At 61.8% G+C, this 23,804-nt stretch carries 23 protein-coding genes; 13 read left to right on the forward strand and 10 right to left on the reverse strand.

The window, feature by feature from the left end; genetic code table 11:
- The first annotated feature begins 37 nt into the window (after nt 1-37).
- The 6 genes from phoU to HMPREF1531_RS01775 all read left to right on the forward strand — a co-directional run bounded on the left by phoU (nt 38) and on the right by HMPREF1531_RS01775 (nt 5,530).
- Nucleotides 38-703 carry a phosphate signaling complex protein PhoU gene (gene phoU, locus HMPREF1531_RS01750; protein WP_016668169.1) on the forward strand — a complete coding sequence of 222 codons (666 nt, stop codon included), beginning with the start codon at nt 38-40 and terminating at the stop codon, nt 701-703.
- Between the two features lie 161 nt (nt 704-864).
- The gene (locus tag HMPREF1531_RS01755; protein ID WP_016668170.1) at nt 865-1,347 is read left to right on the forward strand and encodes a hypothetical protein; all 483 of its coding nucleotides are present in this window, start codon (nt 865-867) and stop codon (nt 1,345-1,347) included.
- A gap of 670 nt (nt 1,348-2,017) precedes the next feature.
- Nucleotides 2,018-2,761 carry a hypothetical protein gene (locus tag HMPREF1531_RS01760; protein ID WP_036896965.1) on the forward strand — a complete coding sequence of 248 codons (744 nt, stop codon included), beginning with the start codon at nt 2,018-2,020 and terminating at the stop codon, nt 2,759-2,761.
- A complete protein-coding gene (locus HMPREF1531_RS01765) occupies nt 2,758-3,714 on the forward strand; it encodes a hypothetical protein (protein WP_016668172.1) in 957 nt (318 codons plus the stop codon). The genes HMPREF1531_RS01760 and HMPREF1531_RS01765 overlap by 4 nt, the downstream gene beginning before the upstream one ends.
- A 5-nt stretch (nt 3,715-3,719) precedes the next feature.
- The gene (locus HMPREF1531_RS01770) at nt 3,720-4,706 is read left to right on the forward strand and encodes a hypothetical protein (protein WP_016668173.1); all 987 of its coding nucleotides are present in this window, start codon (nt 3,720-3,722) and stop codon (nt 4,704-4,706) included.
- A 14-nt stretch (nt 4,707-4,720) separates the two neighbouring features.
- Nucleotides 4,721-5,530 (forward strand): hypothetical protein, encoded by an 810-nt coding sequence (locus tag HMPREF1531_RS01775; protein ID WP_016668174.1) that lies wholly within the window; start codon nt 4,721-4,723, stop codon nt 5,528-5,530.
- A gap of 144 nt (nt 5,531-5,674) precedes the next feature.
- Here HMPREF1531_RS01775 and HMPREF1531_RS01780 read toward each other — a convergent pair whose 3' ends face one another.
- Both HMPREF1531_RS01780 and HMPREF1531_RS01785 read right to left on the reverse strand, forming a co-directional pair.
- Nucleotides 5,675-6,325, reverse strand: a complete 651-nt coding sequence (locus HMPREF1531_RS01780; RefSeq protein WP_016668175.1) for a response regulator — start codon at nt 6,323-6,325, stop codon at nt 5,675-5,677.
- Nucleotides 6,322-7,689, reverse strand: coding sequence for a sensor histidine kinase (locus tag HMPREF1531_RS01785; protein WP_016668176.1), 1,368 nt, complete (start codon nt 7,687-7,689; stop codon nt 6,322-6,324). The genes HMPREF1531_RS01780 and HMPREF1531_RS01785 overlap by 4 nt, the downstream gene beginning before the upstream one ends.
- Nucleotides 7,690-7,830: 141 nt before the next feature.
- On the opposite strand from HMPREF1531_RS01785, the gene HMPREF1531_RS01790 reads away from it, so the two are divergent.
- The 3 genes from HMPREF1531_RS01790 (at nt 7,831) to HMPREF1531_RS01800 (ending at nt 11,056) form a co-directional block, all read left to right on the forward strand.
- Nucleotides 7,831-8,766, forward strand: a complete 936-nt coding sequence (locus HMPREF1531_RS01790; RefSeq protein ID WP_016668177.1) for a CPBP family intramembrane glutamic endopeptidase — start codon at nt 7,831-7,833, stop codon at nt 8,764-8,766.
- Between the two features lie 146 nt (nt 8,767-8,912).
- Nucleotides 8,913-9,656, forward strand: coding sequence for an ABC transporter ATP-binding protein (locus HMPREF1531_RS01795; RefSeq protein WP_016668178.1), 744 nt, complete (start codon nt 8,913-8,915; stop codon nt 9,654-9,656).
- On the forward strand, nt 9,653-11,056 hold the full coding sequence (locus HMPREF1531_RS01800; protein WP_016668179.1) for an FtsX-like permease family protein: 1,404 nt from the start codon (nt 9,653-9,655) through the stop codon (nt 11,054-11,056). The genes HMPREF1531_RS01795 and HMPREF1531_RS01800 overlap by 4 nt, the downstream gene beginning before the upstream one ends.
- A 118-nt stretch (nt 11,057-11,174) precedes the next feature.
- Here HMPREF1531_RS01800 and HMPREF1531_RS01805 read toward each other — a convergent pair whose 3' ends face one another.
- The 4 genes from HMPREF1531_RS01805 to HMPREF1531_RS01820 form a co-directional block, all read right to left on the reverse strand.
- Nucleotides 11,175-12,152: a S41 family peptidase gene (locus tag HMPREF1531_RS01805; RefSeq protein WP_016668180.1), complete on the reverse strand. Its 978-nt coding sequence runs from the start codon at nt 12,150-12,152 to the stop codon at nt 11,175-11,177.
- Between the two features lie 71 nt (nt 12,153-12,223).
- On the reverse strand, nt 12,224-12,439 hold the full coding sequence (locus HMPREF1531_RS01810; protein WP_016668181.1) for a helix-turn-helix domain-containing protein: 216 nt from the start codon (nt 12,437-12,439) through the stop codon (nt 12,224-12,226).
- The gene (locus HMPREF1531_RS01815; protein ID WP_016668182.1) at nt 12,439-12,990 is read right to left on the reverse strand and encodes a hypothetical protein; all 552 of its coding nucleotides are present in this window, start codon (nt 12,988-12,990) and stop codon (nt 12,439-12,441) included. Before HMPREF1531_RS01815 ends, HMPREF1531_RS01810 begins: the two co-directional genes overlap by 1 nt.
- Nucleotides 12,991-13,156: 166 nt before the next feature.
- The gene (locus tag HMPREF1531_RS01820; protein ID WP_016668183.1) at nt 13,157-13,906 is read right to left on the reverse strand and encodes a phosphoglyceromutase; all 750 of its coding nucleotides are present in this window, start codon (nt 13,904-13,906) and stop codon (nt 13,157-13,159) included.
- A gap of 114 nt (nt 13,907-14,020) precedes the next feature.
- On the opposite strand from HMPREF1531_RS01820, the gene HMPREF1531_RS01825 reads away from it, so the two are divergent.
- The 4 genes from HMPREF1531_RS01825 (at nt 14,021) to HMPREF1531_RS01840 (ending at nt 19,812) form a co-directional block, all read left to right on the forward strand.
- A complete protein-coding gene (locus HMPREF1531_RS01825; protein ID WP_016668184.1) occupies nt 14,021-14,941 on the forward strand; it encodes an alpha/beta fold hydrolase in 921 nt (306 codons plus the stop codon).
- 160 nt (nt 14,942-15,101) lie between these two features.
- Nucleotides 15,102-17,660, forward strand: a complete 2,559-nt coding sequence (locus HMPREF1531_RS01830) for a sucrose phosphorylase (protein ID WP_016668185.1) — start codon at nt 15,102-15,104, stop codon at nt 17,658-17,660.
- A gap of 209 nt (nt 17,661-17,869) precedes the next feature.
- Nucleotides 17,870-18,607, forward strand: a complete 738-nt coding sequence (locus tag HMPREF1531_RS01835; protein WP_036896969.1) for an SDR family NAD(P)-dependent oxidoreductase — start codon at nt 17,870-17,872, stop codon at nt 18,605-18,607.
- On the forward strand, nt 18,604-19,812 hold the full coding sequence (locus HMPREF1531_RS01840; RefSeq protein WP_016668187.1) for a hypothetical protein: 1,209 nt from the start codon (nt 18,604-18,606) through the stop codon (nt 19,810-19,812). The genes HMPREF1531_RS01835 and HMPREF1531_RS01840 overlap by 4 nt, the downstream gene beginning before the upstream one ends.
- Nucleotides 19,813-19,989: 177 nt before the next feature.
- On the opposite strand, the gene HMPREF1531_RS01845 is transcribed toward HMPREF1531_RS01840, so the two are convergent.
- From HMPREF1531_RS01845 to HMPREF1531_RS01860, 4 genes are read right to left on the reverse strand one after another with little or no spacing between them, the layout of a single operon-like run.
- Nucleotides 19,990-20,355 (reverse strand): biotin/lipoyl-containing protein, encoded by a 366-nt coding sequence (locus HMPREF1531_RS01845; protein ID WP_016668188.1) that lies wholly within the window; start codon nt 20,353-20,355, stop codon nt 19,990-19,992.
- 29 nt (nt 20,356-20,384) lie between these two features.
- Complete coding sequence (locus HMPREF1531_RS01850) at nt 20,385-20,597, reverse strand: hypothetical protein (protein ID WP_016668189.1); 213 nt, start codon at nt 20,595-20,597, stop codon at nt 20,385-20,387.
- Between the two features lie 14 nt (nt 20,598-20,611).
- The gene (locus HMPREF1531_RS01855) at nt 20,612-22,168 is read right to left on the reverse strand and encodes an acyl-CoA carboxylase subunit beta (RefSeq protein ID WP_016668190.1); all 1,557 of its coding nucleotides are present in this window, start codon (nt 22,166-22,168) and stop codon (nt 20,612-20,614) included.
- Between the two features lie 14 nt (nt 22,169-22,182).
- Entirely contained in the window at nt 22,183-23,697 is a 1,515-nt protein-coding gene (locus HMPREF1531_RS01860) for a methylmalonyl-CoA carboxytransferase subunit 5S (protein WP_016668191.1), read from the reverse strand.
- Nucleotides 23,698-23,804 lie beyond the last annotated feature (107 nt).

Here is a 23,804-nt window from a genome sequence, read left to right on the forward strand (position 1 = left end):
ACGACACTGGTGCTGGCAGCCGGATGAAGGAGTGACAATGCGCGAGTTCTACCGCAATGACCTAGAAAGCGTCGTCAATGAATTGGCCTCCATGTCGGACAGCATCCAAATCGCTGTGCGCGACGCGACGAGGGCCCTGCTCAACGCCAATCTTCAGGTGGCGGAGCGGGTGATCGGTGGAGATCTGCGCATCGACGCCGCCCACGATGCCCTGGAGCAGAAGGCCTTCACTATCCTGGCCCGCCAGGCACCGGTTGCTGGTGATCTGCGCACCCTGGTGGCGGTGATCCAGATGAATGCGGCACTGGGGCGGATGGGTGATCTCGCCGCGCACATCGCCAAGATCGCCCGGATGCGCTACCCGGAGCGGGCAGTGCCGGAGACCCTGGTGGGAAATTTCGAGCGGATGAGCACCGTCGCCCAGGACATGATCGGCAACGTCGGGCGGGTGCTCGCGGAACGAAACCTGGAGGAGGCCCGCACGCTGGCCGCTCAGGATGAGGAGATGGACAACCTGCGCACCAGGCAATTCCAGGTGATCCTTGGTGACGACTGGGAGTTCGGGGTGGAGGCGGCCGTCGACGTGGCCTTGCTGGGTCGCTATTTTGAGCGAATTGCTGACCATGCGGTGGCTATGGGCCGACGGGTGATCTACATCATCACCGGCGAGTTCCCCGAGGGCGAGGATTGGCCGACAACCTGAGTGTGGCGTTGATCAATATTGCCGTCCGCTATCCAGAGGCTTCAGGACATGGTGAACACATTCCAGCAAACCATGCACAACACATTTCGAGCTAGGAGCGCACAGAATCTCAGAAAATGACCGCAAGCAACCATCGAGACACCACGCCAGCGCAGGATCAAATGATCAAGGTTCATTCCATGGACCGTGCTGGGCTGAGCTATGCCGTCGCAATGACCTTCTTGAGTCTGCATTTCATCTTGACTACGGTGTACTGCATTCAACACGAACGTACGTTCTGGGCTTTTGGTGCTGGAGGCGGCGCCTTGATGTGGGGGCTGCAGGCGATGGTGTGGTTCGCCAAGTACCGGGTCGATGCAGTGGTGGGCTCTGAGTCAGTGACCAGAACCGGTCGCTTTGGCTGGACGCTGACACACGACATGGTTTCTTCGTGCACCGTCGCCGACACAAAGTCGATCCTGGGGAAGCAACCATGCCTGCTGCTCAAGCTTCGTCCGCAAGCAGCCACGGGGCGGTTGCGTAACCAGATGAACAGTTCGAGGATGGCTCGTTGGGGCGGCTTGGACCGCATGACCATGGTTCTGCCCCTGGACGAGCCAGCGGCTGAGGCCATCGCTGCCACCGGTATCACCAGAACAAGGTGACGTTCTCCCGCAACAGTGGTTCTGCGCCTGCAGGAGCCTGTTGGCTGGCTGTGCTCAGAAAGTGCAGCCAGCCAACGGTTTGATCCAGCATGGTGGCCGGTGACGCGGCGGATGGCAGCTATCCCACAGCAGAGGTTTTTGCTTGTTAAAAGCACATTGCAGGGTTTCAATACAGTAGTGTATTGATCTTGGTGGTTAGATTTTTCTCCGGATTTTGTTTGCTTTTCCCGCATAAGTGCTCCTGTCGGCGGCTATGTTCAAAGCCAGCAGCAAGCGACCGGTCGGGTCGTGGCGAGGTATCACGTGGAGGTGTGTGGTGGTGGATTTTGGGGAGCGGTGTTTGCGGGTTGCGCCGGTGGATGAGGGTGGTTATCGATCAGATACCGATGATGTGGTCAATGATCTTGAATTGATTGAAGAAGACATCAATCCAGGCGAACAACGCCACCGAAACCAACACACCAGCGGACCCACCACAATGATGCCGCCTCCTATGTGGGGTGGGCCCGCCAACCCGGCCACCGCTGCTAGTGCTGGCCGGATAGGTGCCGGATCCCCAGGGCTTGCTAGCGGTGGTCCGTTGACCACCAGTAGTACAGGAACCGGGGCCGGACCCCTGGCTAGTGGTGGGGTGTTGAGTTCACCCAGTGGGACTCTAGGTGCTGGCGGTATGGGTGCTGGCGGGTCAGGCACCGCGGCTGCCGGTGCTGCCGGAACCGAGTACGGGTTTGGGATCAACCCAGCCACCGGACAACCATGGCATCCTTTGGATCCAGGATTCAGTGAACACTTCGGCACCTGGAACCCCCACACCCACACCTACGACAACCCCCTCACAGGACGCTCCTACAACCCAACCACCGGCAGATGGACAACCACCCCCACCCCACAACCCGGCACTACACCCACCACTCCCGGCAGCGGGATCCCCGGTACCCCGCCCGAGGTGGGTGGTCACACTCCAGGCATCATCCCCACACCCACACCAGGTATTACACCTTCACCGGGGACAGCACCATCACCAGGAACACCCACCACTCACCCAACCATCGGAGGAACAACCACCCCGATGCCTACTAACGGCGGGATGACCCACGCCAGCGGATCAACCAGCGATTTTCACACCTCCCCCGCCGACATGCACACCTCCTCCAAACGATGGGACGACCTCTCCACACGCATGACAACCCTCGCCCAGTCAATGAGTGGTTTGGATCAGGACATGCGCTTCGAGATAGTGGCGCATGCCTCGGCCACCTACCAGTCGATGCAGGGCTCTGCCCAGCAGCAAACCACCGAAGTGTCGTCGAATTACCACGGGTCTGCCGATGCGCTGCACCGAAGCGCCAACGACTACGAAAACACCGAGACCGAAAACACCTCAACAGCCTCATCCACAGGAGACCACAAATGAGCACACCAGTTGATGAAACTCAAGGCGAAAAGCCGGCCCCGCGATCGGGGGTAGCCCCGACCGATACCCACGGTGGGGTGCCGTTCTCCAATGGCAAGGACATCCAGGACCTGATGGATCAGCTGCGTGGATTGATGGACACGGCGATCGCCACGGACCGCGCCGAGGTGGAGATCGCCAAATCCTGCGTCCCACGCACCTGGTACTGCACCGCCGGCTACGACGCTGCCACGACGATGGAGCGATTCGGCGGCCTGGAGAAGCTGACTCAGGACAAATTCGCCGAGTTGCAGGGGTTGGTGGAGCCGTATGTGCGAACCGCCGATGTGGTAGAGCACAACATGACCAGCCCGTTTGCCAGGTGGAAGGCGGCTGCTGCCGAGTTGGCCAGCATCGCCGAAGAGGTACGGGCCATGGTGCGCATACCGGAATGGTCCGGACAAGCAGCCGACGCCTACGCCGCCAACACCTTCTACCGGGCAGACCAGGCCCGGGCGCTGGCCGATCTGGCAAGCAATGCCAAGGGAGCCGTCGAATCGGTGTGCATCATCCAGGCAACCCTCGGCAGCACCACAGCAGACGAAATTTTCGGCGCCATCAATGATGCTAAGAGAAACTTAGAAAAGTGGGAATTCCATCCTGATAAGATTCGATCAAAATTTGATAAAATGTCTCGGAACGAGTTCTTTGCCTGGGATTTTTATATTCGAACTTCGATCGTTGAGTCACATATTCAGTCTGCGATTGCTGGGGTGGAGTCGATTGGGCATAAGAGCCAGGAGTGGCAGAAGGTTTCACAGGACACCAACGAGAAGCTGGCCGCCGCTTTGGCTGAGGCCCGGCGGTGGATGGGTAGCCGGGCCGACTACATCACCCAGACCACCGTGGAGACCGCAGATGTGTGCGGTACCGGATTCTCCGGGAAGAACACACATTTCGAGAAGAGCTGGTGAACCACATGAACCGGTTCACACGCACAACAGCAGTCCTCACCACGGCATTGGTGGTGCTGGTGGTGATGACTGGGTGCTGGAGATCTAAACCGGGCCCTGGGTTGCCGTTAGATAAACAACTGGACAAGATCATCGCCGAGACCGGCATCACCCAGGCCCACGAAATAGAGGTTTTTCTGGACACCGTCATGGTGCATACCACCTATCAAGGAACACCACATTCTCTGAGTCTCGACAACAAGGAACTCAGGGTCACCGAACTCACAGATGCGTCGTCCTATCTCCATTTTCGGGGATCTGCCCCATTATCTGATTTCGACGTACCAGCCCTGATCGAACGCTATGAGCAGACGAAGCAATCAGGAAACTGCGAGAAACCCGTGGCCACCAAGCTGATTTCCCTGATGGGCGCCCACATAGAAGACATGCACTGCTCCGCCCCCGAGGGCGACGATCGCTACCTTCCGGGCAGCACGACAATCGACGGACAGCCAGTAATCGACTCACCCGACCCGTTCAATCCCCACGACGTGGCCACCATGGCCACCGACCGCGCCAAAGTCATCCCCAACAACGGAGCCATCACCACTTGGGTGATATGGCTCCACGAGGTTAGCGAAACAGCTTTTTTACCCCGAACTACCACGATCTTCGGCACAGTCTGCATCCCATATCTGAGCACCTCAAGCGTCCCTGCAGCGGCAACAGATCTCAACTGTTACAGAACCTCCGAAAACGACACCCCGCTCGATCAGAACACCCCGAAACCGCCCACCTTCCGGCTGTCCGACTACGACCCCAACCTAGTCAACATCGCCGCCCAACACATCAAAGAAGAATCCGGCATCGACATCACCCAACCCATGCCCAGCGGCTCCAACCTAGAATTCAACCCCAACCCCGACGGCAGCAACACCATCACCTGGCGATTCGCATCCATCCTCCTAGGCACCCGAATGCAAATCACCGGAACCCTCACACCCATCACATGATCAAGGAGTACCCAATGGATGGATCTATATGGCACTTCGATGATGTCGATGACGAGTTCCTAGCAGCACCGAACTACCCACAACCAGAACCCGAGCACGACGACCACGACCCCCTCGACCCCACACAACCCATGCTCGGTGGCCACCACACACCCACCCACCAAGAACACGACACCAACGATGACGAGGACACCGGCGATGATGAGGACACCGAGCACTGGTCCCCAGACAAAGGCTTCCCCGACCCCACCGGAGCCGTCCGAGTATGGATGACCCCCACCTTCGACCTACAACGCGTACGGGTATCACTCAACTGGCGCCACAAACTCACACACTCCAGCCTCGACGAAGCCTTCGGCATCATATTCATGGCCATCAACGCCATCTACCACCAAGGCGGACACCGGCTCCCCTCCCCCGACCCGTTACCTGCCGAACCCTACCCCGGCCCCTTCGGATGGCACACCCTCCAACTAGCCGACCGCGAACACGCCAAAGTCGACGCCGAACTCACCGCCCTCGGCGACACCGAACCCACCACATGGATCGGCCACCACACCACCGCCACCGCCTACGACAACGCACTCACCATCACCCTAGGCATCTTCGGCCAACCCATCAGCGCCACCTTCGACCCACAATGGCTAGCAACCAACATCCGCTCCAGCGACATCACCAAAGCAGTCAAAACCGCCTACAAACGCGCCCGCACAAAACACACCCCACCAACCGTCACCTTCGGCAAACGAGAACTCCTCACCCGCAAACACGACCAAATCACCCGAAACCTCCTAGCCACCTTCCGACACGGTATCGAGCTTTGATCCACGACATCAATGATGTGTGGTGAGCAAGACAAGAACTATTCCTGGGCGAATGCTGAACGCGATCCGTGACGGGTGCGTGTTTGCGCTCTTGGTAGGGCCGACTGACCGGTTGCAGACCCCGCACCCTACCAACGCCGACACCTACTGTGCCGACGGGTGAAGCGCCCGGTACAGGGCAAGCGCCAGTGCAGTACGATCGGGCGCAGCCAACTTACGCAAAAGCGCGGAGACATGATTCTTGATAGTGCCCTCCGCCAGAACCAAGCGGGTGGCGATCTGCCCATTCGTCATCCCCTGGGCAACGAGTTCACCGACCGCCCGCTCAGCAGGGGTGAGCACCGCCAACTCGGGCGGCCCAGATTCGTCGACGCCCTGCTGAGCCGCGAATGCCAAACGCGCCACACGCGGGTCGATGACCATGCCCCCACGATGCACAGCCTGCACCGCCTCGGCAAGAGCCTCGATAGAGGTGTCTTTGAGGAGGAAACCGGCAGCCCCCGCAGCAATCGCTCCCTGGACAATGTCCGGCTCGTCGAAGGTGGTGAGCACCAGCACCGGCAGCCCCGGGTGGTGCTCTGCGGCCCGGCGCACCAAGGTGATGCCGTCCATGGTGGGCATCTTGGCATCGGCCAAGACCACATCCACCTCGCGGGAGGCCAGCACCGCGAGTGCTTCCTCGCCGTGAGCGGCCTCGGCGACAACCTCCACCTCCTCAATGGTGGAGAAAAGCATGATCAGGCCGCGGCGCAGCAGCTGCTGGTCATCGACGATGAGGACACGCACGGCATTCATGCGACCTCCTCATGGGCTGCTTGCAGGGCGGTGCTGGCGGGGAGAGTCAGGCACAGACGGAAGGCGTCACCGTCACGTCCGGCGGTGGCCGTGCCGCCAAGCTCGGCGGCACGCTGCGCGAGTCCGCCGACACCGAAGCCGGGTGTAGGCCCACCGTTTTGCCCCACGGCCGGGATAGGGATAGCTTCGCGACGCTCGGCGGGTATCGGGTTGGTGACGGTCAGCTCAATGTGGCTGGGCCGAGCGCTGTTCTCGCGAGCCTCGTTGGCTGCGCTCGTCAGGTGAATGGTGATGACACGGGCACCTGAATGTCGTAGGGCATTGGTCAACCCCTCCTGGACGGCTCGATGGACGAGAAGTTCAGCCTCCTGGGTGAGCACGCCCGGCCCCACCTCATCCATGACGTCGACCTGTACTCCGGTGCCGCGAAAAGAGGCTGCGACAACGTCGAGCCCTGCAGCCCCCACAGCATCCGTAAGGTTCGCCGCTCCCGCGCTCTTCTCCCCGGAAGCCTGCAAGACACTGGGGTGGGCAGGGCTCAACGCCCGCACCCAGGTACGCATCTCACCGACGGCCTCGCGGCTCGTACGCTCGGCAACGGCGACCTCCTGCCAGGCGGCCTCGGGGTCGCGCTCGCGCACGCGGGCAGCGAATTCCAAGCTCATGCCGATCTGAGTGAGGCGATGCCCCAAGCCGTCGTGGAGTTCATGGGCTGCGCGGGCCCGCTCTTCGGCGAGCATGAGTTCCTTTTCCACGGCGGCCTGACGCTCGGCGCGTCCCAAGGCCGCGTCGCGCTCGGCCAAGGTCTGACGCAGATCGGTCAGGACAGCATCGTAGCGAGCCAAAACTAAGCCCAGAAGGATACCGGAGCCCAGGAAAATGAGAAAGTTGATCCCCACCAAAGCGACCTCCAGCGGGTCCCGATCAAGCATCAGGGTCACGATGGATGCCGCCCCAACGAAGATCAGGTTGGCAATCAGCCCAGCTTTCAAAGACAGGTCCACCACCAGCAACGCTACGGCGACCATGAGGGTCGGCGCTCCAAACCCCAGCGTGCCCACCGAGGTGGAGGCAGCAGCGCTCACGAAAGCGACGAGGGAACATACGGCTCTCACACGTTGGCTGCGCGTACGGTAACGGACGGTCCAGGCAATGGCTGTGACCACCGGCGCCATCTGAACAGCACCGATCAGTACCGGGGCGGCCTCCAGGTGCTTCAGGAGCTGAAGCCCGGCGAGCACCTGACAAGCCACGGCGACGGCCTTGAGCCCGGGTATGAAGAACCCTCTAGTGGGGTCGGGCCACCATGAACCGGCTGACATCCTTGGGTGGCCGTCGGCGGTGACGTCGTGCCGTATGTTCATACCCCCAAGGTAGGCGGCGGATGGGGTCCACGTCCCATGACCGGGGTCATGGGTGGGCAGCGACCCGGGTCATGATGCGCGACCCATAGTCCGGCCCACGGTCACGCGAAACCTCCCCACCCCGCTTCCTACCGTCGTGGCATGAACACTTTGACACGCACCGTCGCTCCGGAACTCCAGTCCCTCACCCACACAACACATGCCCCTGCCTCACCCGAGTGGCAGGCCCCACCGCGCGCACCCGAGTGGGTCCGCGTGGTGCTGACCATCGTGGCCATGATGGTCTCCGCAACCTCCATCATCCTCATGAAATACGTCCCCGGCCTGGCCGAGCTGGCGAAAAGCAAGGATATGGCGACGCAGATATTCGTTGTCGTGATCTTTTACACCCCCGCCCTGCTCTGTTACCTGCTGCTGTCAGTCCTGCTCACCCGCTTCCTAGACCGGCGCCCGGTGGCTGCGCTGGGCCTGCGGATCAACGCCCGGTCGATGGCCATTCTGGCCTGCGCCACCGCGCTGTCGGTGACCGTGATGGTCCTGGTCAGCGCAGTGATGAACCAGATCGGAAATAACCAGGCAGAAACGAGCAACAACCTCGGTACATCTGTGGCGATGTTCATCATCACCAACCTCGCACTGGCATTCATCCTGCAAGGAATTGGCGAGGAAGTGCTGTGGCGCGGCTACCTCATGCAGTCCCTGTCTATCCACCCCAAGCGAGCCCTGTGGGTGAGTGCCACGGTCTTCGCCGCCATGCACCTGATTTCCAATGGAGGCCAGAACAACGCCCTCGACCATGTCCTATACGTGGTGGGGACCTTCGGCATCGCACTGCTGGCCGGGTACATGGCGCTGTGGACGCGCAGCGTGTGGGCAGCCGTCGGCATCCACGGCGGATGGCACACCGGGCACATGATTACCCGGCTGCTGGGCCTGGGCAACGCATCGATCATCACCATGGTGGTTGTCGGCCTGGTCATGATTGCTTTGGCCTTGGTGATCGCCAGGCGGATCACGCCACAACGATGGGAGGAGATCGCCCAGCGCGGGCCCTTCGCCCTTCCCGATGGGCGGTGAGAACAGCTGGGAACCTCCTCCCAGTGGCTGCTGTTATCCGAGCAGCAGCCACTGGATGACCCGGACCATTTCCACAGGGCGAACATCGCCCACCACCCCCACATGAACGATGCCCAGTCATCCCAGCAGGAAACAGGAGAAGCACGATGAGCACAGCACCGACAGTGCACGCCCACCAGGTATCAAAATCCTTCTCGGTCGACGGGAAAGACCTCCCCGTTCTGCACGAGGTGTCGTTGCAGATCATGCCGGAACAGATGGTTGCCATCATGGGCCCCTCGGGCTCCGGCAAATCCACTCTCATGTACTGCCTCGCCGGACTTGACCAGCCGACGAGCGGTCAGGTCAGCTTCAACGGAACCGACCTGGCGGGCCGGTCTCGCAAGGCGCTAGCCGAGATGCGCCGGGGCGAGTTGGGGTTCGTGTTCCAGTCATACAACCTCGTCCCAACGCTCACCGCCTACGAGAATGTCGCTTTACCGTACCTCCTGTCAGGCAAGAAGCCCCCGAGGGAGCAGCTCGTCGCCATCATGAACGAGGTGGGTCTTGAACATCGCGTCGACGCCAAAGTCCCCTCGATGTCCGGCGGTGAGCAGCAGCGGACTGCTCTGGCGCGGGTCTTGGCGCAGCAGCCCCAGATTGTCTTCGCCGATGAACCAACCGGTGCGCTGGATTCACGCTCAGGTGAACTGGTGATGGCGAAGCTGGCGGAGGTTGCTCGTGAGCCGGGACGATCTGTTGTTGTGGTCACCCACGACCCGGGTGTGGCGGCACGGTGCGACCGTGTGGTCTTCCTATTCGATGGGCGGCTGACCGGCGAGTTGCGTCCGCAAAATGTCGCGCAGGTTGCTGACGTACTGACCCAGCTCACGGAGAGGGCGCAGGCATGAGAACCATCATGTTCGCGGAGTTGCGCGGGTCTCTTCGAACCTGGCTCGGTGTCAGCCTGGCCTTCGTCGCAACGAATTTCGCCCTATTGCTCCCAGGGCTCGTGTGCGCCTCTGTGGCCGCGGCAGGTGGTGAGTACGCCGCTGCATTGATTTCCATAGCAGGCAGCAACATGGTGTTCTCGGCTATCGTCAGCCTTTCGGTTCTGGGAACCGCGACGAACCTGGCGCTCGGCGCGCGGCACGGCTCCCTAGCCAGGTTGGCTCTGGGTGGGGCCACCCCGCAACAGATCGTTCGGACCGTGGTCGTGCAATTGGTTGCGATGAGCCTGTTGAGCTCGGTCCTGGGAGCTGCTTTGGCCATGCTCATGCTGCGTCCCGCGCTCAACTTCCTCGTCGAGTGGCGACGATTCGAAGCTCACGAGGACATAGCAACGATCGAACCCCTGTACTCGTTTCCCATGGCCTTGGCCATCGTGGCCATAGCAGTTGTTGTGGCCGTCGTTGGCGGCCTCCGCCAGGCACGCCGGGCCAGCAAGGTACCGCCCGTCGAAGCGGTTCGGCAGCACGCCAGTGGATCCGAGGTGGCGAAGATGTCACGCCTGCGCATCGTGGTTGCCATTGTCGTCGCTATCGCCGTGGTGGGAACGTATGTCTCAGTGTTCTTCACTACGGCCAATATGAATGAGGACACGTTGTACAACCTCGTGCAGACGGGTGTGTCCACGTTGGTGCTGTTGGCCGTTCTGTTCTCGCTGCTAGCCCCGGTCCTGATCCAGCCACTCACCTTCGCCTGGGTCAGGTTGCTGCCACTGACGATTCCCAGCTGGCAGCTTGCGCGACGCACCGCACATGCCCGGGCTCCCCGGCTGTTGCGTTCGATCATTCCGGTGATGATGACCATCGGCCTATTCCTGGGGATGGCCTGCACGGTCGGTTCCCTGCAAAGCAGTTTCGACGCGAGTGGATACACCAAGGACATGGTCGGGACCGGGTGGAGAGCGATGATCGCCCTTCTAGGCCTGCCGTTGCTGGTGTCCCTGTCGGGTGGTGTCGGGTCGCTCATCATGATGTCGAAACAGCGGGACGCGGAGCTTGCCCTGCTTGGCATCGTGGGCGCAACTCCACGCCAGCGGGTGCTTGTTCCCCTCTTTGAGGCGGTCATCATCTCGGTGACGGCCACGATTCTCGGGCTCGCCATGTCTGTCGGTGCATTGGGGGTGTTTGCTCTCGGTTTCCCGCTCACACACAGACTGGTGTTCGCATTCGAACCGCCGTATGGGATCTTCGTGGGCACGATTCTCGTGACTTTCACCATCACCATCGCGGCCACCGTGGTGCCGACCCTGCGTGCGGGTCGCATACCCGAACCCGCAGTCATCGCTCGGCTGATCGCCGACTGACCCTATGGCGGCTCGGCGATGACGGCGGCCCGCTTCCCCAAAACTTGTTGGCCGCCTTCCAGCACGGCACCGAACTCTGGCCCCACGCCATCGCGCGGAGTCAGAGTTCGGGTACGAATCAGTTGCAGCCCTTCGATGCCAGCCACTCACGAGCGGTGGTGGGAGCCTCGTCGAGGCTCACCACCTCATCTGGATCGATCGGTATCTCGCCGAAATGTTCGCTGGTCCGGGCGATGGTCTCGCCCACGGTGAGCTGCATGAGCAGCCCACCGTAGAGAGGGAAACCCTGATTGACCGAGGCATAGCCCGCGCTCGGCTGGCCGAAGACCCGCACATTGTCCAGGCCGCGGAAGGCCAGCAGAGCCTGTTCCCCAGAACTTGCGGTGTCTGCGCTGGTGATGATGGCCACCGGTATGTTCAATTTCGTCGCCCCGGCATCGGTCTTGGTCGGGGTGCCGCCGCCCTTCACCGAGCCGCCCTCAAGGGTGACCACCATGTCACCGAGGGATGTGTTGAAGGTGACCACCTCACCATTGGGCAGCAGTGGCGATAGCCCGGCGAGCATCGGCCCCATGTCTCCGCCATCGTTCATCGTCAGGTCAATGATGGCACCGCAGGCCCCGGATGCCGTCAGTGCATTGGCCACGGTGTCGGCATACTGCTGGCCCTGCTCGCTCGTGCCGGAATATCCGGGCAGGTGCACCGTGACCACTCCACCATCGGCCTGGCTGGTCGGCAGCTCGAATAAGGTCTCGTCTTCCTTACGCTGCTCATCAGTCGTCAGGAAGGAATGCTTGCCCCCGGCCACTTTCAGAGCGTCTTCGATGATGGGAGTCACCTCCTCGCGGCTACGTGCCTTCCCGATCGCATCCAATGCCTCGGCCCGTTTGGTCTGCCATTGCGGAGTATTGGCGTGCAATCCGCGGTCCATCAGGGAGATTGCGTATTTACCATGGGCCTTCGGTGAGGGCGGGATGAGCCAGAAACCGAACAGCGGGCCGATAAAATGCACCGCAGCCAGGATCACGGCCAACAAGACGATGCCGACCGATGCGATGATGATCTTTACCTTGCGGGTTTTCTTGATGGGGTTCATCGTGTGTATCTCCTTGAAAATGTGGGGTGACGTGCAATCGGAATGTTGACGTGCAATCGGAATACGGATGGTCAGTGGTATTCGACACCCAACAGGTCACCGGGAGTGCACTGGAGGGCCTTGCAGAGTGCGGCCAAGGTGGTGAATCGAATCGCCTTGCCACGGTTATTTTTGAGTACCGAAAGGTTCACGACGGAGACATCGACCAGTTCAGAGAGAGCGGCCAAGGTCATTCCCCGATCGGCGAGAACTTTGTCCAAGTGGACGACGACGACCGGCTCGTTCATCAGATGATACCTTCCAATTCGTCCTCGGCAGCCCGAGCCCGAGAAAGCGCGACGCGGAAGATGAACAGCAGGGCCCACAGCAGGTAGCCCCACACGCATCTCGTCAGGTCGTAACTTGGGATGTCACGGCTCAATCCGAGATTGTTGAGTACCCAGTTGTTACCCATTGTGACTCCCACGAAATCGACGATGATCCACACGAGCATCAGGTTCGAGACGTGGCGTGCTGCGCGCACCGTCGATTCGGCGAGCAGCCTGCTCGACAACGCGTTGCTCGCGACGATATACAGCATCCAGCAGACCAACAGCCCGATGACAGTTGTGAGAATCGAGGTGCCCCACAGCGTCCAGGCAGCATCGGGAGCTAGCGCCTCGGGTTTGATACCCCTGCCGTCTGGCGACATGGCCTCACCGGCGGCTACCGCGAGCTTGGTGGGCACATAGGGATCGGGTCGCAGCAGCCAACTCAGCGATTCGACGCAGTGGATCACTGCAGCAAACCCGATGGCGATCAGGGTCAGGTTGCTCCTGGTGCGTTGCGTAGTATCCATCGTTGCTCCTTATCGAGAGACGATATTATCGAAAATCGTTGCTAACGTTTCTCGATACTAATGCTTTTCGATATGGCGCGCAAGGGTGGGCACCAAGATTTCTCGTCACCATGCGACGAGGGCCAGGAGCCCTAGGCTCCCGGCCCTCTTGCCAGAGTGATGAAGGTTACTTCTTGCCCTGCGATGCAACGGCCTTCTGGCCTGCCTCGGCTGCCTCCGGGTCGAGGTAACGCCCACCCGGAGTCACCGGACGGAAATCGTCGTCCAACTCGTAGAGCAGCGGGATGCCGGTCGGGATGTTGAGGGCGGCAATGTCGGCATCGGAGATCTGGTCTAGATGCTTGACCAGGGCACGCAGTGAGTTGCCGTGGGCGGTCACCAAGACCACCTCCCCTGCGGCCAGATCCGGTTTGATGGCGGATTCCCAGTAGGGAAGCATGCGAGCGACGACGTCCTTGAGGCACTCGGTCACCGGGCGCTCGTCAGCGGGGATATCGGCGTAGCGGGGATCATTCCACTGGGAGTACTCGGCGTCGTGTTCCAGCACCGGCGGCGGCACGTCGTAGGAACGACGCCATGCCATGAACTGATCCTCGCCGTACTTCTCGAGGGTCTCGGCCTTGTTCAGCCCCTGAAGGCCACCATAGTGACGCTCGTTGAGCCGCCAGGAGCGCTCCACCGGAATCCAGTGGCGGTCGCAGTTGTCTAAAGCGATGTAGGCAGTGTGGATGGCGCGACGCAACAGCGAGGTGTGCAGCTTGTCGGGCAGCAAACCCTGCTCGGCAAGCAACTGGCCGCCGCGCCTAGCCTCCCCCTCGCCCTTCTCGTTGAGATCGACATCGACCCAGCCAGTGAACAGGTTCTTGGAGTTCCACTCGCTCTCGCCGTGGCGGAGCAGGATGAGCTTGTAGGTCATGAGTCAAGCCTAACCGGCAGGATACGGCAGGCACAGTGGCCAGGGTGCCGTTTTGCGGCGATCACCCGGCGTCTCCTCTTCTATCACCCCTGCCGCAGAACTTAGGTTGGAGTCATGCGTCACGACATCCGCACGATCACCACCGACGACCACCAGCAGCTGTTTGTCGAGCAATGGCTGCCCGACACGGAACCCACCGCGGTGGTCCACGTCATCCACGGCATGGCCGAGCATGCCGCCCGGTACGAGCATCTAGCAGAAACGCTCACCGCCCGGGGCTGGGCGGTGCGAGTCGACGACCACCGGGGGCATGGCCGCAGCGTGTCCGCCAGCGGAACCATCGGGCATTTCGCCGACGAGGACGGCTGGGAAGTGATCATCCAAGACCAGCGTGCCCTGCTCGACGCGGACCGCAGCGACCATCCCGGGCTGCCGATCGTCGTGGTAGGCCACAGCCTGGGAACAGCCATCGCGCGCGACGTGGCAATCCGCTGGGGTGGTGAGCTCGCGGCCCTGGTGCTCTCGGGCACTCCCGCGGGGGTGGGGCGATTGACCCCAGTGGCCCGCGCAGTAGCTAACCGGGAAGCCGCCAAAGGCCCCAGCCGACCTTCACAACGGCTGCATGATTTAGCCTTCTGGGGATTCAACAAGCCATTTCATCCGAACAGGACGGAGTTCGACTGGCTAAGCAGGGATCCTGACCAAGTCGATGCCTATGTCGCCGACCCATTATGCGGCTTCGTATCCTCCGCGGCCTTCTTCCGCGATGTGGTAACCGGCCTGGCCAGAGTGGCGGATCTGGGTCTGCTGCGCCACATTCCCGCAGACCTTCCGGTTCTGGCACAGTCGGGCGGGAAAGACCCGGCTGGAGCCAATGGCCGGGGCGCCCGTGCGGCCACGCTCGCATTGAGCGCAGCGGGTATCCGAGACGTGACCTGCGTCATCCACGAGGGCGGACGCCACGAGATCTTCAACGAGACTAATCGCGACGAAGTGATGGAGCTGACCACCGGCTGGATCGCCCGGCACTTGTGAGAATAGGCCTCGGACCCGCACGAATATCCCGGAAAAGAGCGATAACCCTACCCATCCCGCGCCCACGAGATAGGGTTAAGCTCATCTTCTGGTCGCGAGGCAGGGGAAGGGCCACACGACCAGACCGACAAAATCGAGCCTACGGGAGGCTGCCGTGCCCATGCCCGTCAACGACTTCCGGGGAATCCCGACCGGCGATATGCCCGGCGACAGCGTGCAAATCGACCAAGGGCACGTCGACAAGGCCGAGGTCATCCTGCCGACGCTCACCAGGATGCTCTCCCCCCTGTTGGAGCACGACCCACACCGGGCGGTTGTCGCCGTGCACGGCGGGTCCGGGGTGGGGAAGTCGGAAATCGGCTCGGTACTCGGCGAACTGCTGCGTCGCGACGGAATCGGTTGCTATGTCATGTCCGGGGATAACTATCCACGGCGCATCCCCGCAGCGAACGACGCCGAACGGCTGCGCCGCTTCCGCATGGCCGGGGTGCGTGGACTGGCGGATGCAGGCCTGACCACGGTTGATATTCGGGGCGACCTAACGATGCTGCAGCAGAGCGCCGCCGACGCCGACCCTGTCGCCGTGGAGGCCTACCCTTGGCTGGCTACCTACCAAGCAGCCGGACGGGCTGCCCTGGAGGCCTACTTAGGCTCCGCGGAAGAGGTCGACTTCGGCGAGGTCAACGACATCATCGCGGCCTTCAAATCGGGGGCCGAGTTGTTGACGCTGAAACGGATGGGCCGCACAGAGGGGGATGTCTGGTACGAACCTGTCGACGTGCACGACGTGGGTGTATTGCTCATCGAGTGGACCCACGGTAATAACCCCCTGATAAAGGGGATCGACATCCCCATTCTGCTGAACTCCACCCCGGAGGAGACCCTCGCGCACCGACGATCCCGGGCCCGCGACGGGGCCCCAGACAGTCCCTTCACCATGATGGTGCTCGGCCTGGAACAAGCGAAGCTGCACTCCCAGGCCCCCACCGCCAGGATCATCGTTTCGAAATCCGGTGAACTGCTGAGCCATGCGCAGTACCGGGCAGCAATGACCGCGTCCAGTGAACAAAATGCACGCCCGATGCTCAACCTCTACCCAGACTCCCTGGGCGGGCACGTCCACGACGTCGTCGACTTCCTCGACCGCCCCGAACTGAGCGAAGTCTTCGGTTCGGTATACCTGCTGCCCAGCGTGTTCAACACCGATCTCGACCGTGGTTTCTCCGTCATCGACTACGAGTTGTCCACGCGCTACGCCACCCAGGGCGACATCGACGCGCTGACCCGCAGTGTCGACCTGAAACTGGACTTCATCCTCAACCACGCCTCGGTGCTATCCCCCCAGTTCCAGGATCTGCTGGCCAAGGGAGACGAATCGCAGTACGCGGACTTCTTCATCGACTGGAACACGTTCTGGGACGGTCACGGCACGATGACCGAAGCCGGGTACCTCCGGCCCGATCCAGAACTGACCAAGGACATGTTCTTCCGCAAACCGGGCCTGCCACTTCTCATGGTGCCGATGCCCGACGGGACAAGGAAGCCGTACTGGAACACCTTCTACCAACAGGTGAGCTACCCCACCCCAGATGTCCAGGACCTGATGCGCGCTTGCGGTCTGCAATACGGGCTGGCCTCACTGGCTCTCGAACGGGTGAACCGGGCGTTGGCTGCCGACGGATCCCCTGCCGATGCCGACCTTGGCGAGCTGCCGTCCGCCCAGCGCGCTGCCGTCGTCGACTACTTCGAATCCCGTCGGCACTTCCTGGGACAAATGGATCTCAACATCAACTCGGCGAAGGTCTGGGAGTTCTACGCCGACACACTGACCACCTTGGCGGGGTATGGAGCCCAGATCGTGCGTCTCGATGCCTTCGCCTACGCGTCCAAGAAACCGGGGGCCAGGAATTTCCTCAACGATCCCGACACCTGGGAGCTGCTGGCGAAGGTGCGCAAGCTCGCGGATGAACGCGGCGTCAAATTGCTGCCAGAGATCCATTCCCGCTATGAGGAACGGATCCACGAGGAGATCTCGGCGAGGGGATACCTGACCTACGACTTCTTCCTGCCCGGCCTGCTCATCCACTCGCTGGCCACCAGGGATACGGGTGTGCTCAAACGGTGGATCGGTGAACTGGTTGACAAGGACATCCGGACCATCAACATGCTCGGCTGCCATGACGGCATCCCGCTGCTTGATCTCAAGGGATTGCTGAGCGATGACGAGATCCAGCAGCTGATCGGCCTCGTTACCTCACGCGGAGGTCACGTCAAGGACTTGCACGGTGACACGACCATCTACTACCAGGTCAACGCCACCTACTACTCTGCCCTCGGCGAGGACGACGATGCCATGGTGCTGGCACGGGCCATCCAGATGTTCGTACCGGGCAAGCCCCAGGTCTGGTACCTGGATCTGTTCGCCGGACGCAACGACCATGCCGCGGTTACTGCGGCGGGAGAAGGCGGGCACAAGGAGATCAACCGCACGAACCTGTCGGTCGCCGATATTGAGGCCGGGTTGGCGACTCCAGTCGTGCAACGGCAGCTGGAATTGTTGCGACTGCGCAGCACCCATCCGGCCTTCGGTTTCGACGCTGAGATCAGCGTTGCCGATACCCCGAACGACGAGTTGGAGATTACTTGGTCGCGCGGGGATTCCTGGGCGAGACTACGGGCCGACCTGAACTCCAAGGAATTCGGAATCGAGACCTCCTGAGCCAACGCCGGGTGTCGTAGGCAATCTCTTCCTCCGGTCCGGGAAATGGCTCAGTCAAACGCCAATCAGCCTCGGTTCGGCCACTCAGCCCCGGTTCAGATTGTGAGCACATAGCGAACGGCGGCTCTCCCCAGATGCTCGTCATCCCGCATGGTCCGGATCATGTCGTTCCCACTGCTTCGCCGGGCATACGATGGTTGAATCGAAACATGAACCAACCCATTGCAGTCGTCACCGGAGCATCAAGTGGAATCGGCGCGGCCTCGGCTCGTGCCTTGGCAGCCGACGGGTTCAGAGTCTTCTGCGCCGCCCGTCGCATCGACCGTCTGGAAGCATTGGCCGCAGAGATCGGCGGCGTCGCGGTACGCTGCGACACCACGGATCCGGCATCAGTGCGCGGTCTCGTCGAGATCGTCGGCGAGCGTGTCGATCTCCTGCTCAACAACGCGGGCGGAGCGATCGGCGTCGATCCTATCGAGACCGCAGACCCCGACGACTGGAACCGCATGTACCAGATCAACGTTGCGGGCACGCTGCGCGTGACCCAAGGGCTGCTGCCCGCTGTGGAGGCCGCCCACGGCGCGATGGTGTTCATCACCTCGACCGCAGCGGAGACCGCCTACGAGGGCGGAGGCGGGTACTGCGGAGCGAAATCCGCGGAGCGCTACCTCGTCGGATCGTTGCGTCTCGAACTCGCCGGGCGCCCGATCCGGGTGTGCGAGATCTCCCCAGGAATGGTGCACACCGAGGAATTCTCCCTGGTGCGCCTGGGTGATCAGGCTGCTGCCGATGCCGTGTACGCAGGCGTCGATCACCCACTGCTGGCCGAAGACATCGCGGAGGCCGTGCGCTGGATCGCATCGCTTAGCGAATACGTGAACATCGATCGCCTAGTAATCCGCCCCCGCGCCCAAGCCTCGAATTGGAAGGTTGCCCGCGACGCGTGAACAAGCTGAGGATTCGCACCAGTGTGGCGTTCATCGTTGCCGGGATGCTGTTGTGCGCCTGGGTTCTCCGAGCCGCAGCTGCTCCTATCCACTCACCCGCGCGCGAGCAGCGTCATATCCGCACCCTGGATCGCCAGCTCGCTCACGGCGCGGGGCTCGACATGCAAAAAATGTTCCCTGAAGGAGAGTTCTTCACTCGGGCCCTCACCGGATTGACTGCTGGGCGCCAAGCCCTCGATGGCATCGATGTCGAGCACAACACCGCGTTATTGCACGCCCAGATTGAGGCCATCAACGAGGACACGATCGCCGGGATCTTCGGTGGGGACCATCGCGGCGTGCCCCATGGTGCCTTCTACCATGGGTGGCGGTTGCAACTCTTGGTGCTGGCCGCCGAGCTCGGCGACTCCACAGACAGATCCTTGGCACACGACGAGGCCCAATCCTTGCTGGCAGCCCTTGACGATCCTCATCACGTTCCCCTGACCTCCTACCCGGGACAGGCATGGCCCTGCGACCTCATCGTCGCATGGTCGGCGGTTCACCGCGCAGATCACCTCACCGAGGTGGAGGGCCTCGATGAAGCCACCGAACGCCTACTCTCCACCATGGATTCCTGGCGTGATCCGCAGACCGGTTTGCTGGGTGAGAGGTTCACGGCCCAAAAAGTCACACGGGCAACCGGCTCAAGCCAGGCAATCATCAATACCTTCCTCCAAGACATCGACGAGAGTGTCGCCACCAGCGAATGGAAACGCTTCCGGGAACAATTTGTCACCCATACCTGGGGACTGATCGGGGTGCGCGAACATCCCCTGGGCATTGAGGGCACCGGGAATGTGGATTCGGGCCCCCTCATTGCGGGAGTCTCGCTGTCGGCCTCAGCAGTCACCATGGGAGCTGCCCGGGCCAATGGGGACGACGCATTGGCACACAGACTCAATCAGCAGGCGGAATTGCTCGGCTTACCATTACCTTGGCGGGGCAGGGGCATGCTGGACGGACGAGCCATGGTCTTCGGGGCAATGCCCGTGGGTGATGCCTTCGTCGTCGCATCTCGGACCACCAGCAGTCACACCACCATGACGACGGTCCCCTACGCGGTTCCAGGACCGGGCTGGCCCCTGTGGATCAGCCCTGGGCTCGCATTCATCGTTGCGGGAATCCTGCTCGTAGGCAGGGGACGGCGTCCCCACGTATCGTGACCAATCGCACCCAAAACAGGTAAAGAATACCCAATAGCTACGCTGCTGCAGGGAATGTCAGTGCGAGCCAATGGCACCGCAACGAACGAACACGACAAACCGGCGACGACGAAAGGGGCATCGCCCCGAAGGACGATACCCCTTTCAATGTCGTTCCCGGCAACTGTCGGGGCCGGATCACTCGATGGTCAGAACCGGCTGGCCACCCTGGACGGCTTCACGGATCTCGCACAGCAGTGCGGTGACCGTGCCTGCCTTGGGGGCAGCGATCTCGGTCTCCATCTTCATGGCCTCCAGCACTGCCACAACCTGCCCAGCCTCCACCTTGTCGCCAACGGCGACCTCATAGCGGGCGACCGAACCGGCGAGCGGAGCGGTGACATCATTTGGTCCGGCCGCACCACCGGCAGCCGAAGCGACCGGAGCGGCAACCGCACCGGAACCGCCACCGATCACGATCGGTGCCGGGACCGGACGAACCTCCGGCTCGGTTTCCACGTCGACGACATACTCAGTGCCGTTGACGGTCATCTTGAGACGCATTTCAATTCCTCTTTCAGTTCATCAACGGGTCATGCCGACGGCAGGGTGTTGGTTGCCCGGCCGGCGAACTGGATGGCCTTGACCTTGCCCTTGAGACCGAGGAAGGCACAGGCGGTCGCCGCAATGACGACCAGATCCTCCTCGGGCACCGGCTGGGCTGCCTTCAGTTCGGCGAGCTCAGCCTGGAGCTTGGCCACGATCCCCGCCAGTTCCGCGGCGGACAGATTCTTCTCGTTGCTCATTTCACTCCTACCGACTACACCGGGAAGATTCCGTGCTTCTTGGCCGGACGCTGGATGCGCTTGTTGGCAAGCAGCTCCAAGGAGACCAAGATTTCGCGACGGGTGGCTGCCGGATCAATGACGTCGTCGACATAGCCGTGGGCTGCGGACGCGAACGGGGTCGCGAACTTCTCACGGTAGGCCTCAACCAGTTCCGCACGCTTGGCAGCCGGATCTTCGGCGTTCTCGATCTCCTTACGGAACACCACGGCTGCGGCGCCATCGGCACCCATCACCGCGATCTCCGCGCTCGGCCATGCAAACACCTTGTCGGCCCCAAGTTCCTTCGAGCACATGGCCAGATAGGAACCACCGTATGCCTTCCGCAGGACAACCGTGATCTTCGGAACGGTGGCGGCGGAGTAGGCGAACAGCATCTTGGCACCGTGGCGGATAATGCCACCATGCTCCTGGGCGACGCCGGGCAGGAAGCCGGGAACGTCGACCAGGTTGATGATCGGGATGTTGTAGGCGTCACAAATGCGGATGAAACGACCGCCCTTGTCGGAGGCGTTGATATCGAGCACGCCCGACATCACCTTCGGCTGGTTGGCGATGAAGCCCACCGAACGACCGCCGACGCGACCGAAACCGGTCACGATGTTGGCGGCGTAACCGGCCTTGACCTCAAGGAAGTCGCCGTAATCCACGATCTTGCTGATCACGTCACGCACGTCGTAGCCCTTGTTACCCTCAATCGGCACGATGTCCCGGAAGGATTCATCGGGGTCTGCCGAGTAGTCGGGCTTGTGGATCGGAGCTTCTTCGTACGAATTCGACGGCAGGAAGCTCAGGACCTTCTGGGCGATCAGCAGGGCCTGTTCGTCATCATCGGCCACGAAATCGATGACACCCGAGATCTGCTGGTGGGCATCGGCGCCACCGAGCTGATCCTGGGTCACCTCCTCACCAGTGACCTGCTTGATGACGTTGGGACCCGTGATGAACATGTGGGCCTTGCGGGTCTGGATGATGAAGTCGGTCAGCGCCGGGGAATAGACCGCTCCACCAGCACAGGGGCCGGCGATGATCGAGATCTGCGGAACGACGCCGGAGAGCTTCACATTGGCGAAGAACACCTTGCCGTAGCCAGACAGAGAGTCGATGCCCTCCTGCACGCGAGCGCCACCCGAGTCATTGATGAAGATGAACGGAGCACCCGCGGTGAGCGCAGACTCCATCGTCTCCGTGACCTTGATGTTGTGCGTCTCACCTGCCGAACCACCCACGACGGAGAAGTCCTGGGAGGCCAGGAAGACCGGACGGCCCATCAGCGAGGCGTGGCCGGTGACCACACCGTCTGCGGGCATGTCCGCCTTGTCCATCCCGAAGGCGGTCGTACGGTTCTTGCGGAAGGCGCCGGTCTCGGTGAACGACCCGGGATCAACGAATAGCTCGATGCGCTCCCGGGCACTCATCTTGCCCTTCTCGTGCTGCTTGGCGATACGTGCCTCGCCACCACCAGCCTGGACACGAGCGCGCTCCTTACTCAGGTGCTCAATGCGCTCGGCCATGGTGTGTTGCGTTGCCATCAGTCACGCCCCTTTCAGGCCGGGATGACGGTCGCGGTGCTGGTAATCCCGTTGACCGTCACGTTGTAGGTGACCGGGCCGGACAGCGCGGCGGACTGGCCCTCGGCGGCAGCCTTCAGCTGACCCTCGGTGAGACCGACGTTCTTCGGGCCCTGCGGACGCTCGGCAAAGAAGGTGGGAGCCACGCCCGGGAACATGGCGTAGGTGAGGACGTCTTCCTCGGTGCCATCGAAGCCCTCCAGCTTGGAGGCCTCCTCCTTCAGGCTCTCCCACTCCGGGTCGAGTTTGTCGGCCGGGCGGCAGTCGATTGGCTCCTTGCCGGTCTGCTCCTGGGCCTTCTTCGCGACCTCCGGGTCACGCTCACCCATGGACTCGCCGTAGTAGCCGAGCATCAAGTCGGCGAACTCGGCGGTCATCTTCTTGTAGTCACCGCCCATGAGGACGTTGAACACAGCCTGAGTACCGACGATCTGGGACGACGGGGTCACCAGCGGCGGGTGACCAGCAGCGGCCTTCACATTCGGCACCTCGGCAAGCACCTCATCCAGCTTGTCCTCAGCGCCCTGAGCGCGCAGCTGGGATTCCATGTTGGACAGCATGCCGCCGGGGATCTGGGAGGAGAAGATATTGGTAGAGACCAAGGTCTTCGACTCGAAGTTTTGGTACTTCGGGCGGATCTTCTTGAAATGGTCACGTACCTTGAGAACGCGATCCATGTTGACCGAGGTGGTGTACCCGGTTCCCTCGAGCATCTCGACGACGGACTCGGTCGGGTTGTGGCCCGGGCCAAGCGACATGGAAGACACTGCAGCATCAACGCTGTCGGCTCCAGCCTCAATGGCCTTCATCAGCGAGACCTGAGTCACCCCGGTGGTGGAGTGGCAGTGCACGCTGACGCGCACCTTGTCGCCGTAGGTATCCTTGATGCCCTTGACGATGTCGTAGGCCGGCTGCGGCTTGAGCAGTGCAGCCATGTCCTTCAGGGCGATCGAGTCAGCACCCATGTCAATGAGCTGGCCAGCCAACTTCACATAACCCTCGACGGTGTGCACCGGGGAGATGGTGTAGCAGATAGTGCCCTGGGCGTGCTTGCCGGTCTTCTTGACCGCAGCCATCGCGCGGGCCATGTTGCGAGGGTCATTCAAGGCATCGAAGACGCGGAACACGTCCATGCCGTTCTCGGCTGACTTATCCACGAAGCGATCGACAACTTCGTCGTTGTAGTGGCGGTAGCCGAGCAGGTTCTGACCACGCAGCAACATCTGCAGGCGGGAATTCGGGAGGAGCTTGCGGAGAGTGCGGAGGCGCTCCCACGGATCCTCGTTCAGGAAACGGATGCAGCTGTCATAGGTGGCACCGCCCCAACACTCGACGGACCAGTAACCAGCGGCGTCGATATCGGCGCAGGCATCAACCATGTCTTCCAAGGCCATACGGGTGGCAAACAGGGACTGGTGTGCGTCACGCAGCACCAGTTCGGTGATTCCAACCTCGCGGGGCTCGGAGACCTCAATTTGTCGCGGACTCATGAGTTTGATTCTGCCAGACCAGTTCCAATCGTGGGCGCCGGGGTAGGAAAACTCCCCGATTCCCCATCTGGGCCCGCTCAAGGGCAGGAACCGGGCGCCAACGGATG

Origin of the sequence: Propionibacterium sp. oral taxon 192 str. F0372, from assembly GCF_000413315.1 — a bacterium.
Classification (GTDB): Bacteria; Actinomycetota; Actinomycetes; order Propionibacteriales; family Propionibacteriaceae; genus Brooklawnia.